Origin of the sequence: Alicyclobacillus acidiphilus NBRC 100859, from assembly GCF_001544355.1 — a bacterium.
Classification (GTDB): domain Bacteria; phylum Bacillota; class Bacilli; order Alicyclobacillales; family Alicyclobacillaceae; genus Alicyclobacillus; species Alicyclobacillus acidiphilus.
Genome location: NZ_BCQI01000023.1, coordinates 1 through 15187 on the forward strand (window position 1 = coordinate 1; position 15187 = coordinate 15187).

A 15187-nucleotide genomic window follows, 5' to 3' on the forward strand; every position below is an offset into this window, starting at 1 on the left:
TTCTGGGGACGCTTATTTCCTTTCGATCCGATCACTTCACCAAAATAAGCGTCTGAGAGATGCTTATTTTGCCCGACTCCCGACTCCCGACTCCCGACTCCCGACTCCCGACTCCCGACTCCCGACTCCCGACTCCCGACTCCCGACTCCGGGCCACCTTCCCGCCGGCCCATCCGCTGTGTCGCGATCGCGCCGCACCGGCCTGCCATCCTCGCCCACACTACCCGATTCATCGCCAAGATTTCGTTTGGAACTTGAATTGATCTACAATAAATCACGTGAAACAGATTGCGTGAATCGCAGTAATTCCAATCACACAACCCTTCACCTACAGATACAGAACGAAAGGTGATTTTCCATGGAACGAACCAATCAAGCGGAACGAACCAATCAAGTGGAGAAGAAATTCTGCAAGGAATCGCGCGCGACGAAGATCCTGCGGGTCTTCCCTTCGGACTTAAACGATCACAATACCATGTTCGGCGGCAAGTTGATGGCGTACATCGACGATGTCGCGTCCATTTCGGCGGAACGCCATGCCCGGGCAGAATGCGTTACCGCGTCGACCGACAGTGTCGACTTTTTGCAGCCTATCCGCGAGGGCCATTCGGTTTGCCTGACGTCGTACGTGACGTGGACGGGCAGGAGCTCGATGGAAGTGTTCGTGAAGGTGATCGCCGAGCATCTGCGCACGGGTGAGCGGATGATCGCAGCCACCGCCTTCCTGACCTTTGTCGCGCTTGGAGACGATGGAGTGCCTGTGCAAGTGCCGCAAGTGGTTCCAGAGACCGAAGAAGAGAAGAAACTGTTCGAAACCGCTCCGGCCCGGGCAGAGGCCCGTAAACGGCATCGCGAGGAAAGCAAGTTGCTCGCGGCGCACCTCCGGCCAGATCGGTTGTGGGAGATGGGCTGATCGCGCGACCGGGCGATACGGCCGGCCAACACGACCGGCCCCCGCCACCGGGCAGTCCGATTTGGAGAACGCGATGGGAGTTGGAGACTATGTTCGACTTGTTGAAGGAACTGACCGGGCTGCTCGGCCCGTGCGGGTATGAGCATTCCGTGGCGAACTACTTGGTGCGCAGGCTGACGGGGAAAGTGGACGATATCGTCGTCGACGGTGTGGGTAACGTGATTGTCACGAAGAAAGGCGGATTGCCGGGCCCAAGCCTTGTTGTGGCGACGCATATGGACGAAGTCGGCTTTATCGTCAAAAAGATTGAGGCAAACGGGCTTATCCGATTCGATAAACTCGGTGGCCACGATGATCGAATCCTGTTGGCGCAGCGCGTGCGCATTGGGACGGAAAAGGGCGTCGTTCCTGGTGTCATTGGCACGATCTCGGCCCACATGCGGCGATTCGACGACGACAAGAAGGTTCGCTCGCACATGGAACTGTATATCGACGTCGGCGCCGCGGATCGGGTGGAGGCGGAAACGATGGGCGTGCAAGTGGGCGATCCGGTGACATGGGCCACCGAGATCGAACGCCTTGGCACGCGGCGCGTCGTCGGGAAGTCGTTCGATGACAGAGCTGGGTGCGCAGTCCTCATCCAGGCGCTTGAAGAGGTGGATTTCACGCGGGTCCGCGGGACGTTGCACGCGGTATTTTCAGTGCAGGAAGAAGTCGGGTTGCGCGGCGCGCGGGCGGCCATGTCCCGGTTGACGCCGGACGTGGCCCTCGCCATCGACACGACCGCCGTCAGCGATACGCCTGAGGCGATGATGGATGACACTCTCGGACTGGGCCGCGGTCCAGGTATCAAGGTGATGGACTTCAGTCTCATCGCGAGCGTCGCTGTGCGCAAATGTCTCGTCGATCTCGCCCGTCAGCACGGAATTCCGCACCAGTTGGAGATTTTCAGTGGGATCGGAACAGATGCGGGCGAATTGATGTTTGGCGACGGCGGCGTACCCAGCGGCGTCCTGTCCATCCCGTCGCGCTACGCGCATTCGCCGGTCGAGGTGATCGATCTCGACGACCTGCAGCACACCAAAGACCTTCTCGTCGCGTTCCTGTATCACATGCAGGACAAAAACCAGTTCGCGTTCGTGTAGGAACAGCGCGGCGCGACTGCAGGCCGTTGCCGTTGCGACCTTGTATCCCATCATCCAGGCGGGATCTGGCTCAATGGCACGAATGAATTCGCTATGTCGGCCAGGGTGGCCATGGAGTACGCGTCGCCCGGGCGCAAGTTCTGCACCGAGATGTACTGTTGGCCGAGTTGAAAATAGAGCGTCGTCGTGTACTGGCCATTTGGGTTGCGATAGACGTAAAATTGTCCGATCGCTCCGTCGGCCAACGCAATCGTACTGACTGGGCCGGCATTCTGCTCGACCTCGAAAGATTGGGTATCCTCGACGATCCACAGATGGTTGTAGTCCAAAATGAGCGATCCGGGCGTTGGTTTGACGATCGTCAACTGCTCCCCAGGCACCGACTTCGTTGGGAGATACGGGGTGACGCCAGTGGTCGTGATGGAATCCTGCAACTGCGTCCGCTGGCTCGCCGAGTAGGTGACGGGGACAAGGGCAACCGTCTGCCCGACGTTCGCAGCTTCGGCGGGCGTCGCCGATCCGTTCGCCGATCCGTTCGCCGATTTGCCAATCGGCCCATTCGTCGCTGGCCCATTCGTCGCTTGTCCGTACGTCGTCGTCGACAGCGTGGTGAACCCCTTGGTCAGCTTGTGCGAAGATGTGCCAAATTGCCCCGTCCCGACGCCGACGGCTGCGGCGACGATGACTACTGCCGCGGCAGTTCCGGCAATCGTTGCAATCCGCTGCCGGGTCCAACGGCGAGATGGAGGAAAGGCAGAGTGATTCAAACGGCGTCCCTCCATCTCGGCGCGAAGCGCGAAGCGGATCTTCTGCTCCCGATCCGGTGGCAGCTTGAGGTTGTTCAGTTCCAGCAATTGTTCTCGAATGTCATCGTAGTCCATGTGCATCCCCTCCATCGCTGCCAATATCGCCAGGCCCTTCTTCGCTCAGGTGCCGCCGCAGTTTCGCGACTGCCCGATGGAGGGTCGTCTTGACTTTTGACTCGCTCCATCCCAGCATGGTGGCACACTCCCCCGTCGACCAGTCCTGCAACAGCCGCAAGACGACGACTTCGCGATAAGCCTGAGGCAATTCTCGCAAAGCTTCTTCGATTTCCAAGGGCACGTCCGTCGGTTCGGCCGCCTCCTCGAACGTCGAAGCCGCAGCTAGATCGCGCCTGGTCTGCCGTTTCCGCCGTCGGGCTGCGTCCGCGATCGACGACCGAACAATCGTCCACAGCCACGTTTTTGGCGCAGCGTCGCCTCGATATCGATCCCAATTTCGCAGCACCCGGATGAACACATCCTGCACGACGTCCTCCGCGTCGCTTGGATCGCCCAACGTGAAGCGCGCGTAGCGATAGACGTCATGCCGATATAGGTCAAACAGCCGTTCTGTCGCTTCGGCCGCATCCATCGTCCGTTCCAAGGCGCGTTCCTCCCGTACGTGTTCTAATAAAATTGACGCCACTTGTCGGGCAACGGTTACAAATCACCCGCATGAGCTCGAATATTCTATCAGTGAGCTACGTTTTGATTCATACGGAGGGATACGAATGGCCTCTGCCCACTCGCGGGGACGCGCATCGTTTGGTTCTCGATTCGGTGCGCAATCGCTAAAAATCTCGCTGGCGGTACTCGGCACGATGCTTCTTGCCGCTCAGCCAGTATCAGCTTCAGTACATCCGACGGTTGCAGCCGCTTCGGCGGACACCCATAAAACTGTCGTACTCCCGCGATACACAGCTTCCGGGAATTTGAAGCAGTCGATCACAATCGATATTACAGGCCCGAGCACCCTCTTGGGCGGTTCCGAGCATCTGAAGCTGCACGGCCAACTGACGAAGGTGATGTTGTGGTATACGAAAGCTATGCCCAGCTACGGGTATCGACAGACTTCGGACGACTTGAGCGACAATCTGTTGTCGTTCGTCAGCAATTCCAATCCCAACCTGAGCGTCTCGATTCATTTCGAACAGCCATCGTATCAATCGGACATCGTGGATGCAGAGTATGACGTCGCCTGGCTCGTACCTCCACCGCGCCCAAAGAGCTCCTATGTTCCAGCCGATTCGAAGCGGGTTCTGATCCGATACGCTGCAGCCAGCCATGGAAAGAGCCTGCCATGGAAGACGCTGACGCTCACCAACAAGACGAAGATTTCCGCCTTAGTTCGAGCCATCAACGCCCTGTCCATAGACGTCCGCGGCCACGTTGACGAACATTCCGATATGACTGGCGGAGCAACGCTTCAATTCATCTATGGAGCCAACAAGTCAATGGATGTGACCGTCGACTTTCAAGATAACCAGGTGAAACTGGATCACGTGAGCCTTTTCGACATCCAGAACTCCGTATGGCAACTCGTCAGCAAAGACATGGGCAGTCCGGCGTACCCGGCGAAATAACTTAGCATACCTCCAGCTTAATTAAGGAATTCTATTTCAATGCAAGGCAAGGTCCTGGTTGCACCACGTAAGCAATGCTTGCCTGTTGCGAAATCTGTGCGCAAATCGGGAGGAGCTTTTGTGGAACACCATCATACGGAACTGCATGCATCTGAAATGGGATTGCTTTGGATCTCCTATATCACAGACACGATGTCCATTTGTGTGTTAAAACATGGTCTGCAGCATGTTGAGGATCCTGACATTCGATCGCTCTCCGAAACCACCTTGCAGTACGCCGAAAAAAATATTCAGTGGAGAGCGACGCTGTTTACGAACGAACAATTCCCTGTCCCGCAAGGCTTCACGAGTTCCGACGTGAATGTCGAAGCGCCGAAGCTATATTCGGACACGTTTTATTTGCTGTATGTCCATTCTATGGCAGTTGCTGGTCTGAGATCGCACGCGGCGGCACTTGCCTCGGTTTGTCGCACAGATGTTCGTGAACATTTCGGTGACTGTCTACATCAATGTGAATACCTGAAACACGAAAGTACAGATATCCAACTTAAGCAAGGCGTTTTCGTCAAATCGCCCGCAATCACCAAACCTGACAAGGTTACATTCGTTCAAAGCGATGATTACCTCACCGGCTTTTTTGGTCAGAAGCGGCCATTAAACGCCATCGAAATATCCCATTTATACATGAATATGGTGGCGAACGCACTGGGTCGAGCGCTGCTGCTTGGCTTCGCACAAATCGCGCAATCGGAACAGGTTCGCCGGTACGTAGAACGCGGCATCCAAATTGGCAAAAAACATACCCGCATTTTTGCGGATCAACTCGTTCATTCGAATTTACCTTCACCGATGAGTTGGGATTCCGAAGTGACCGACTCAACCGCTGATACGTTTAGTGACAAGCTCATTATGTACCACACGACATTGCTAAACGGAATCAGTATCGGGAATTACGGTGTGGGGGTAGGCACTTCCTCCAGGCGCGATCTCGCGTTCATGTACACGCGCTTAATGGCCGAAGTAGGGTTGTACTCTGAAGATGGAACGGAAATCATCATTGAACACGGGTGGATGGAAGAACCACCTATGGCAGATGATCGGCACCAACTGGCGGTTCGACATTGAGCATAGGCCGCGCGAGCGTTCTTTCTCGAAAGATGGTTTGCGTGGCCTATGTAACCCACGCGTCTTTGCCTACGATTTCTTGAAAAAGAGAAAATAGGCGGCGGCAAACACCACGACTATACCAATGTTAACGATGAGTCGCGCCGTGAAATGATGTCGTAGGAACAGTACATCGACGCCCACGATTACTCCGATCAACACCACGATGAACACTACGCGAAACAGGTTCGTTGCCATTTCATTCATCTCCTCACAGATCGCTTTCCGTCCCACTTGCATTGGCAGACGTAGCGCGTTTCCGATCAAAGCAACCGTTGCAATTCCACCTTATCATGTATTCACGACGACAGCATCGATTAGGTAGAACTCATATCATTCTCTCCTGTAAGACAAACAGTACTGCCGACCTTCACGCCTCTCTCGCGGCACACATTTGAGAATTAGGTGTGTGTGAACGGATCAAATCCTTTGATGGTTCCTCGTCGATGTCCCATCCAAGCGAAGATGGTTCCGAGAGCCATGAAGATGATACCGGTAATGAACATCGGGCTTCCCACATCCTGAGTGGTGAATAGTTGTGGTGCATAGACGGTTATCAAGATGATAAGAACGGTTGACAAAACAACGGAAACATCCATGCCAAACAAAATCACAATCTCGGGAATCAACAGCAATTTCAATTCTCGCAATTGGAATTCTGTTCGAGAAATTGTCAAAGCGACCGAAATCGTCCCAACGATGAATTCAATGCCGACGACAATCAAATAACTTAGGAAAAATCCGACCAAATGATGTTTGGCGAACGCAATCCGATGCCAGTCTGCCAAAATCGCGGTTTCGAGAATAAACAGCAAAAGACAGGACAACGCGACCCAAAATGGCGCCAATGCGTCTCTCTTCCTATTTTTCACGGCTCTCTTAACAGAAATAAAGAAGATCGGAAGACCGCCGACCAGAAGCGCAACAAGTGCCAAACATCCAACGATTAAGATGGCGGTATGGAGAATGCCGAACACAGGGTGAGCCCTATTCGCCGCTTGAAAGAACGTCATTGGATCGTTAAGCCGTTGCAACATTCCCCAACCCACTTCAAACAACATAAATGCGCAAAAAATCATGACCATGCCCGAACGCAAGCGATGTACCATATACATCACACCTTCCAAACAACCGTCGTAATGTAAATTCGCATCTAAAGCACCCATCAGCAGATCGATGAATGTTGCAGGTGAGACCTGATGTTCTTCCAAGACCGCCAACATTTCTTCTTCATACCGTTCGCGCCATTGGCGAGGGTAAAGTCGGAGCAACCAACGCATTAAAATCCCTCCATTGTCGCCAAGCGGCTCTTTCCAACGGAAGCGACCTGTTCCAGGGTTGCCACTTGTTCACGAAGCGCAGCAACACCCGCGCCAGTGATGCGGTATGGTCGCCGTCGTTCTTCAGTGGGGAGCGCTTCTATCCACCCCTGTTTCTCTAAGCGTGAAATCGCGCCGTAAAGTGTTCCTGGCTCCAATTGTGTTCCGCTGAACGTTCGGATGTCTTCCATCATGGCGTAACCGTGTTTCGGACCATTGGCCAAGCTAGAGAGAATGAGAAACGACGCATCCGAAAAACGCCCTAATTCATTTTTTCTCATGAGGCGTACCTCCAAGTTTATTACGTTATTCTTACTAAGTTTAACTGAATAATAAAACGGCGATCTCTTTGCGTCAAGGTTTTTTGATCAAAACTCGCGGCACAGCAATTGCTGTGCCGCCCTCTTATCTACTCATTCCCGTTGCGCTCTCGGCTCACTTAGGCTGAAGCGCTTAGTCGAATTCCGTGCTCTTCCACTGATCGTCGACGAACAAGACCGTGTTATCGTACATCTGGTGGTAGAACGGATTCGTACTTTGATAAGCGGGAATCAATCCTTTGGAATTGAGGTACCACGTCTTCATCGTGTTCCCCTCATAACCGTAGACGTTGCCGCCTGTAAAATAGTCATAGAACCGATCCTGCGCCTTCTGCGCGGTAGCTTCCGAGGTGGACATCGTGTTGTACGGCTGCTCCATCTCGAGGCCCATGTGGTAATAAATCGCCATGCTCGCAACGGATCCGAGGCGCGCGGCGGCGTCGATGTTGTAATTGAATGCAACCCCCGCCTGACTGGTCACGTCGTCGAATCCAAGCTGTTCCCAATTGGCGATGCCAACAGCGCCATAGTACGGGATCCAGAAGAATTTCATGCCGTCCTGATGGACCATGTCGGCGGTCGCTTGAATCAGTTCAGCATCGAGTGGCAGATTCGGCTGCATCGACTCCGGTTCCCAGTAGAACCCGGCGAGTTGCAAGTTGGACAATCCGGCGTTCTTCCAATCGCTGAGGACCTGCTGCATGAACCAGCGAATGGCTTTCACTTTATTGATGGTCGATTGGACCTGGCCGACGTCGTCCGGGTTCAGGTCGAGACTTTGCCCAGAAGAGTCGATCGCGCCAAAGTCGCTCGGATTATTGTTCAGACCCGGGATCGTGATGACGACCTTCTCCTTGAAGTTGGGGTCGTTCAATTGTTGCTTGATGTTGCCCACGGCTTGGTTGAGCGCTGAAAGTTCGAGGTTGGGAGAGAACAGATCAGTCAGCCACGATGACCATCCTGCTGCCGTCTCTGGCGTAGCCGACGAATATTCTCCGAACAAGGTTCCGTCGAACAACCAGCCGGTTGGCTTGCCGCTCGGATCCTCTTGCGCGATCATCGGCAAGAAATCGCTCTCGCTCCACTCGCCTTCGCTGCCGTTTGCGCCCGTGTAGACAATCTGCATGTTATGGATACCGGCCGTCCCTGGATCGGCTGCAGTCAAGTAGCCCGGTTGCGGTGTCCAATTGGACAATGCGCCAGGGAGTTCCGCGGCACCTTGGGCGAGACCCAGTTGAGCCAGTTGCGCGAGCGACTGAGCGGTCGAAGGTCCTTGCGGGCCCGAAGGTCCCGACGGCGAAGCGAATGTCGAGACAGTTTGCAATAGATTGGGCAGTCCGGGTGCGTTCGGATCGACCAGCCAATCGCTGCCCATCGTCTCCGTCAATGCTTGGCCGGGCAGCGGCGGTAACGGAGAAGAGGTTGCGCCTGATCCCGTTGGCCCACCGCCCCCGTACACAGATTGCGTGGTGGACGGACCTTGCGGATTGACATACACCGATGCCGCTGTCGAAAGCGACCCGCTGCCGCTGTAGACGGATTGCGTGGTTGAGACCGTCGTACCGCCATCCGCAGATTGTGACGGAATGCCAAAGACCGAAAATTCGTCAAGGAAGGAATAGACCTTGTCGGTGAATTGGGCCCGCACGTATTGCGCAGTGACGTGCGTGTCCAATGTGTAAGGCTGCGATTGCGGTGTGTAACTGCCTCCGCCTTGCCCCGACCAGACGGTGCCAAGCTTGTGCCAGGCATGTCCATCATTCGAAACGTAGTACGTTACACTGTCAGGGAAATCGATGCCCGCGCCGAGATTCTGCAGAAAGTCGAGCGAAAGGCGGCGGATGGGCTGGGCACTGCCGAGATCGACCACGACGCTGCGCCCACCCTGACGCAGCAGGCCGACCCACCCCTTGTCCGAATAGCTCAGAGAAGCAAATTGGCCGTCCGTGAGTTGGCCCGTGTTGGCGTACGCGGACTCATCCTGGCCGAACAGCTGATCCGGCCATTGCGTGCCGATGGTGTACGGCTTGCCAAGCGCGATGTCTGGAAGCGTGTTCGGCGACGACTGTTTCGGTGCACTGCTGGCGATGCTGCTCGGAGACATGATGGTGTTGCTCGTTGCTGTGGTGTCGTCGCTGCTGGACGATCCGCTGGAACTGCCTGAGCCGCTCGCCGATCCGGTCCCGGAACTATCGTTGTCCGGCGCCTGTGGATACTCAGTTCTCGGCCCCGGTACCGGGATGGACATGTTGGGCGGCAAGTACGGGTAATCGTTCGGATCGTTTGGATCTGCCCCTGGGCGCAATACGTCACTTGAAGCACCCATCAGATTTTGGTCCGCGTCACTGGACGACGCCGCGCTGGAACTCGACGAGCTGGTTGTTCCGCCAGTTGTGTCCGCATAAGCCACACCAACCGGCAGTTCAAAACACAGCAAGGCAAGTGCCGCCACGGACGTCATAGCGATTTTACGCAAATAGACGACCTCCTCAGATTGCTTTCGGGGCAATTTTTCTCAGGTGTGCAGCACGGCGGATATTGCCTCCATTCGCACAGAAGATAGCATATAGATTCTGTCGAATGCTCGGGGTTTCTGTCGGTACGCCATATTCTTTCCGAGAATGCTGCGAAAAACGCTGTTAGGCCCGGCGAATTCGCAGATATTCGGTTGCCATCAGCAGAAAGCGAAAGGGTGTCGGAACGAAATCGACTTCCACGTTCGGGTGAGCCCGTCCCACAACCTCCAGTACGCGATCCAGCGCAGGATACCGCGTCCGGGCGAGCGTCGACAGAGGATACAGACGGATTTCGCCGCCAGGTTGCAGCAATCGAATCAGCGTTTGGATGCTCGCGATGTGAAAGTCGGGATCGAACTGCGAGTCGTAAAGAAAGAGAAAGTGGCTTGAAACAATGAGGGAGAACGTTTCGTCGGGAAACGGAAGATTGGGCAGCGAGGCTGATACGTAGCGATGTCGCTGGTCGGATCGGCCGTAGTCGTCTACGAACCTGGCCAACGAATCGGCGCGGATCTGTTCGTGCCTATCCAACGAGCCATAATAGCTCCAGTCGTACACGTCCAGAAGTCCCTCCAACTTACCAGTTGCTTCTCGGCGATTGGCTTCGCCATGTTCCGCAATGGCTTCGGGGGAATGGGCATACAGGGGATCTGCCGCGATCACGTCGCAGCCTTGTTTGCAAGCATCCGCGACGAACGAAGACGCTCCGCCCGCGACATCGAGAATTCGTCCGCGACGGAGGATATCAGGTGTCAATTGGAACATGTCGACGTATTCTTGGAAGGATCGGCACGTCATTGCGACGCCGTGTTGCACGTACTGCTTGTCGTTTGCAGGCATAGTGATGCCACTCTCCTCATCTCAACTGACTCAACTGAACTCGGCTCAAGTACCTCATCTTCGACGACAGACAACCGGGCTGGCGTCGCCGCTTAAGCAGGAGTATACGCAAGAAGCGCTGGTTCCGCCAGCCCGAATCATCGTTAGCCCAGCTCGACGCGCTTATGTTCGTCCATGGACTCGAAGCACGCGTCGATCACGCGCATATTGGCCACTGCGTCCGCTGGATCGAACAACAGCGGTTCGCCGTCGAGCACACTGCGAGCGAACTGCTCGGCCTGCAGCGTGTAGGTGTTCAGTGGTTCGAACGTCTCTTGCCGCTCGCCGTCGCCTGTGATCACGGAGAACGTGGGATCGCCGACGAAGGCGCTCGGCAGCTCGATGCGACCGTCGGTGCCCAGGATTTCGATCCGGTTGCGAAAAGCCGCCCACATACCGCAGTCAAACGTCAGGGCGACGTCGCCGGGGAACTCGACGAGGCCAGAGGCCATCATGTCGACGTGATCGTGCTGAGGCGAACGGAAGCCTTGCACCGTCACGGCGATTGGCTCCGTGCCAAAGATGAGCCGCGCGGCGCTGATGGGGTAGCAGCCGACGTCGTAGATGGAACCTCCGCCCCAGTCGCGGCGATAGCGGACGTTGTCGTGATCGGCGGCGTTGTTGAATGTGAACGATCCGTTCATCCCGCGCAATTGGCCGATCTCGCCGGATGCTATCACGTCAAGCACCTTGCGGTACCGCGGATGGTGGCGATACATGAACGCCTCGGCGAGCTTGACGCCGGCCTTCTCACAAGCGTCGACCATCTCCTGCGCCTCGGCCGCGTCGAGTGCAAGCGGTTTCTCGCAGAGGACGTGTTTGCCCGCCTCGGCGGCCCGGATCGTCCATTCCTTGTGCAGGTGGTTCGGCAACGGAATGTACACCGCGTCGATAGTCTCGTCGCTTAGCAACGCTTCGTATGATCCATACGACGTCGGGATGCCGAGCGCGTTCGCGGTCTCTCGCGCCTTCTCCTCGCTGCGGCTCGCGATGGCGACGACTTCTCCATTGTTCGAGCCTTGAATTCCAGGAATGACACTCCGGATGGCGATGCCTGCGCAGCCGAGGACGCCCCAACGCAATTTGCGATTGATCATATGTTCCAAAACCCCTTCCCATAAAATCGATGTCGAGCTGTGAAGCGTGATCGGATCAATCCAGGACTTTCTGGGACCCTGTTTGATCCAGCGTGCGAAAGGCTTTCCACCCAAATCCGCACAAGCCAACGACGATGGTGACAATGCCGCACACGACAAAAATCGTCGGCGCAGATGCGACAGGAAGCAACAATCCGGTACACCACGCACCCAATGGAACACCTGCGACGTTCATCATCTGAGACACGCCGAACACGCGACCTTGCATCTCTCTCGGCGCCAGATGCTGGATGGCCGTCGGCGCCAGCGATCCCCACGGCGCATACGTCAATCCGCCAACCAGCATCCACATGACGGTCTGCCAAAGCGAATGCGTGCCAAACGCGACGGCGCACGAGACGATCCCCCACGCCACGATGATGGCGGCCAGCGACGGGGCGATGCGGTACGGCCACGATCTCGACGAACAAACGATGCCTCCCGCGAACGCGCCCGCGGCGAAAGCGAGCCAGATCAATCCCAGGGAAGCCGAGCCGCCCAGGTTCTGTTTCGCCAAGAGCGGGAGCAGCACTTCAAACGGCCCATACAAAAAGTTGAAGAGAAATGTGAGAACACCCAGTGCCAGAAGCGGCGGCGTGCGCCACATATACCTCGCGCCCTCAAGCAACTGCTGGAGCGGGGCGTCGACGGATTTGGCGCCGCCGCGGACATCCCGGATGGACAGCATCATGAATCCGAGAATCAGGAACGTGGCCGCATCGACATACAACAGCACTTTCGATCCGACGACGGCAATCAATACCCCGCCCAAGCCGGGGCCAGTCAGGAACGCGATTTCCCAGACAGTTTGGCTGAGAAAGTTCGCCTGCGCGAGTTTCTCTCTCGGGATCAAGTCTGCGATCAACGGTCCAACACCAGTCATGTCGAACGATACAATCATGCCCCCGAGCAGAATCAGAGCGTAGGTAATGGCAAGCGCATGCGCTCCGAACGTCAGGGTCAAAGTCGGAATGGCCGTAAAAATGCCAGCCATGAGAAAATTCGCGATCGCCATCACGCGTGTTCGCTCGTAGCGATCCAGCACCACCCCCGCAAACGGCGCCAGCAGAGCCTGCGGCAATTGATAAAGCAGTGTGATGATGCCGACCGATGTCGCACCGCCGGACAGTTTCATCACGAGCCACACCAGGGATATCCAGCCGACCTGACTGCCAAACGCCGATATCACACTACCCAGCCATCTCTTAGCATATTCAGGGTATTCAAACAACAATGCAAAACCTTCGTGGCGCACCAGCCGCATGCCGAACATCCCTCGTCTTTCTTGCGCCAAGTATAGCAGATTCCAACGTTGGTCACCGGAATGTCAACGAGGGGTGCAAACTGTGAATTCCTTGTCGGACTTGCTGTTCTTGCAAACATGGATAACAAAGCGGTTTGGCCTGATGGCGCTTTTCGCAACCGTTGAAACCTGCCGATCCCGCCCTGCCCATGATAGTGCAACTGGTGACCGAACAGGGCGGCGAGATCGACCATACCGCGTTTGTGAAGGTGGACAAGCCGCTGCGACCCGAGTGAGCCGGAGCGGCGTGGCGAGTGGTAACGAAAGCCCAAAGAACGACTGGCCACACCCTCGGCATAGGATGATCAGGTCGCACCCGCTATGCGTGCCGTGCCGCAGGATCGACAGGCATGGCCTGCCATTGAATTCACGCCGTTCACAGACAAAATTCACCCAACGCCCATGGGACATGGTAGACTTGTTGTGCAATCCATTCACAATTCATGCGTCCCCAACATCCACACCCGCTCCTTGTCCGGCTTGGAATCAACGAGAGAGTTCTATCCTCCACGGACAAGCATATGTAGTGGGTAGAAGATACACGGTGAAGGAGGTTCCCGCGTGCCTGCTATCGTCCCTGCCCTAGTCGCCTTTGTTCTCGTCATGGCCCTCATCCCGCTGCAAACGCGGCTGTCCCGAGCATACGGAGTCGTTCAGCCCATCCGCCAGGAACTGCCGCCGGACCAGCAGAAAAAACGCGGTACGCCTCTGATGGGCGGCTTGGTCTTTCTGCTCGGTGCACTCGTCACTTGGTGGGTCCAGCAATCGACCATCGCAGGCTTTTTATCCATTGCCTTCTTCGCCTTCGCACTGATCGGTTTCCTCGACGACTTCAAAAAAGCCTACACGAAATCTCCCGACGGTATCTCCGCGCGTTCAAAACTCTGGATGCAGATTGTCGTCACCGGCGGAGCGCTGTATTTCCTGATGAGTCACAATATGGTGGAATCCGTCCTGCACGTCACGAGAAATGTCACAGTGGACATCCCCGTCGCCGTCTTCGTCATTGGCGTAGGCCTCATTGTCATCGGCTCGACCAACGCCATCAACTTCACGGACGGCCTGGATGGCCTTCTTTCCGTCTGCGCCATCCCCACTTACTTTTTCTTCTTCGCGATCTCGCACGAAACAGACGTCCGCGCCTTCTGCCTCGTCATGATCGCGTGTCTGCTCGGCTTCCTGTTCTACAATCGATATCCAGCCCGCATCATTATGGGAGACACCGGATCCATGGCAATCGGCGGCACGCTCGCCCTGCTCGCCGTCATCGAACATGTCCTGATTCTCCTGCCGATCCTGTTCCTCGTCTACATCGCGGAAATCCTCTCGGTCATCATCCAAGTGTCCTATTTCAAGCGCACCGGCAAGCGAATCTTCCGCATGTCTCCCATCCACTATCACTTCAGCCTGAAATATGGATGGAACGAGAATACCATCGTCATCGTGTTCGGCGGCGTCTCGTGGGCGTGCTCGCTGCTCTGCCTGGGATACTACGACCTGTTGATGAAGTGAATGGACGAAGGCGGTAGGGTGGCACGGGTGGCACGGGTGGCACGGGTGGCACGGGTGGCACGGGTGGCGCGGGTGGCAACCGATTAAGCGGCCCTCCGCCGCTTATTTCACACATGTCCGCCGAATCGATGCGGATAAGCGGCCCAGAGCCGCTTATCAACCACACCACTGCCCGATTTCGGCCGATCCCCCCACAATAAGCCTTCCTGGGCAGCTTATTCGGCACTTCTCTGCCGATTCGACACGTTTAAGCGGCCCACGGCCGCTTATTTCCGCGCACCCGCCGCGCGACAGCCGATCACGCCGGGACGCGCGTGGCACGGACGGCACGGACGGCACGGACGGCACGGACGGCACGGACGGCACGGACGGCAACCGATTAAGCGGCCCTCCGCCGCTTATTTCACACATTTCCGCCGAATCGATGCGGATAAGCGGCCTAAAGCCGCTTATCAACCACACCACTGCCCGATTTCGGCCGATCCCCCCCACATTAAGCCTTCCTGGGCAGCTTATTCGGCACTTCTCTGCCGATTCGACACGTTTAAGCGGCCCACGGCCGCTTATTCCGCGCACCCGCCGCACCCGCCGCAC

Annotated in this window: 14 protein-coding genes; 5 read left to right on the top strand and 9 right to left on the bottom strand. The window is 56.3% G+C overall.

All coding sequences use genetic code 11. From position 1 onward, the window contains the following. Positions 1-358: 358 nt before the first annotated feature. Together AAC01S_RS10195 and AAC01S_RS10200 are read left to right on the top strand one after the other, a co-directional pair. Positions 359-913, top strand: a complete 555-nt coding sequence (locus AAC01S_RS10195) for an acyl-CoA thioesterase (RefSeq protein ID WP_067621604.1) — start codon at positions 359-361, stop codon at positions 911-913. 89 nt (positions 914-1002) lie between these two features. After that, complete coding sequence (locus AAC01S_RS10200) at positions 1003-2058, top strand: M42 family metallopeptidase (protein WP_067621606.1); 1056 nt, start codon at positions 1003-1005, stop codon at positions 2056-2058. A gap of 50 nt (positions 2059-2108) precedes the next feature. Here AAC01S_RS10200 and AAC01S_RS10205 read toward each other — a convergent pair whose 3' ends face one another. Continuing rightward, positions 2109-2939 carry a hypothetical protein gene (locus AAC01S_RS10205; RefSeq protein WP_067621608.1) on the bottom strand — a complete coding sequence of 277 codons (831 nt, stop codon included), beginning with the start codon at positions 2937-2939 and terminating at the stop codon, positions 2109-2111. Beyond that, entirely contained in the window at positions 2926-3465 is a 540-nt protein-coding gene (locus AAC01S_RS10210) for an RNA polymerase sigma factor (protein ID WP_067621610.1), read from the bottom strand. The genes AAC01S_RS10205 and AAC01S_RS10210 overlap by 14 nt, the downstream gene beginning before the upstream one ends. A gap of 127 nt (positions 3466-3592) precedes the next feature. Here AAC01S_RS10210 and AAC01S_RS10215 point away from each other — a divergent pair, with 127 nt between their 5' ends. Together AAC01S_RS10215 and AAC01S_RS10220 are read left to right on the top strand one after the other, a co-directional pair. Next, positions 3593-4444 carry a hypothetical protein gene (locus AAC01S_RS10215; protein ID WP_067621612.1) on the top strand — a complete coding sequence of 284 codons (852 nt, stop codon included), beginning with the start codon at positions 3593-3595 and terminating at the stop codon, positions 4442-4444. A 120-nt stretch (positions 4445-4564) separates the two neighbouring features. Continuing rightward, the gene (locus AAC01S_RS10220) at positions 4565-5569 is read left to right on the top strand and encodes a DUF3231 family protein (RefSeq protein WP_067621614.1); all 1005 of its coding nucleotides are present in this window, start codon (positions 4565-4567) and stop codon (positions 5567-5569) included. Positions 5570-5638: 69 nt separating this feature from the next. Here the strand turns inward: AAC01S_RS10220 and AAC01S_RS19560 are convergent, their stop codons facing one another. The 7 genes from AAC01S_RS19560 to AAC01S_RS10250 form a co-directional block, all read right to left on the bottom strand. Then, positions 5639-5806 carry a hypothetical protein gene (locus AAC01S_RS19560; protein WP_169794031.1) on the bottom strand — a complete coding sequence of 56 codons (168 nt, stop codon included), beginning with the start codon at positions 5804-5806 and terminating at the stop codon, positions 5639-5641. A 203-nt stretch (positions 5807-6009) separates the two neighbouring features. Beyond that, entirely contained in the window at positions 6010-6888 is an 879-nt protein-coding gene (locus AAC01S_RS10225) for a hypothetical protein (RefSeq protein WP_067621616.1), read from the bottom strand. Further along, positions 6888-7208 carry a PadR family transcriptional regulator gene (locus tag AAC01S_RS10230; protein ID WP_067621617.1) on the bottom strand — a complete coding sequence of 107 codons (321 nt, stop codon included), beginning with the start codon at positions 7206-7208 and terminating at the stop codon, positions 6888-6890. The genes AAC01S_RS10225 and AAC01S_RS10230 overlap by 1 nt, the downstream gene beginning before the upstream one ends. Before the next feature lie 172 nt (positions 7209-7380). Beyond that, on the bottom strand, positions 7381-9723 hold the full coding sequence (locus tag AAC01S_RS10235) for a DUF4855 domain-containing protein (RefSeq protein WP_067621619.1): 2343 nt from the start codon (positions 9721-9723) through the stop codon (positions 7381-7383). Positions 9724-9886: 163 nt separating this feature from the next. Beyond that, the gene (locus AAC01S_RS10240) at positions 9887-10603 is read right to left on the bottom strand and encodes a methyltransferase domain-containing protein (protein WP_067621624.1); all 717 of its coding nucleotides are present in this window, start codon (positions 10601-10603) and stop codon (positions 9887-9889) included. A 143-nt stretch (positions 10604-10746) separates the two neighbouring features. Beyond that, complete coding sequence (locus tag AAC01S_RS10245) at positions 10747-11739, bottom strand: Gfo/Idh/MocA family protein (RefSeq protein WP_067621625.1); 993 nt, start codon at positions 11737-11739, stop codon at positions 10747-10749. A gap of 55 nt (positions 11740-11794) precedes the next feature. After that, complete coding sequence (locus AAC01S_RS10250) at positions 11795-13042, bottom strand: MFS transporter (protein WP_067621627.1); 1248 nt, start codon at positions 13040-13042, stop codon at positions 11795-11797. 600 nt (positions 13043-13642) lie between these two features. Between AAC01S_RS10250 and mraY the strand changes: the two genes are divergently transcribed. Next, the gene (mraY, locus tag AAC01S_RS10255) at positions 13643-14593 is read left to right on the top strand and encodes a phospho-N-acetylmuramoyl-pentapeptide-transferase (RefSeq protein WP_245630168.1); all 951 of its coding nucleotides are present in this window, start codon (positions 13643-13645) and stop codon (positions 14591-14593) included. The last annotated feature ends 594 nt before the right edge of the window (positions 14594-15187 follow it).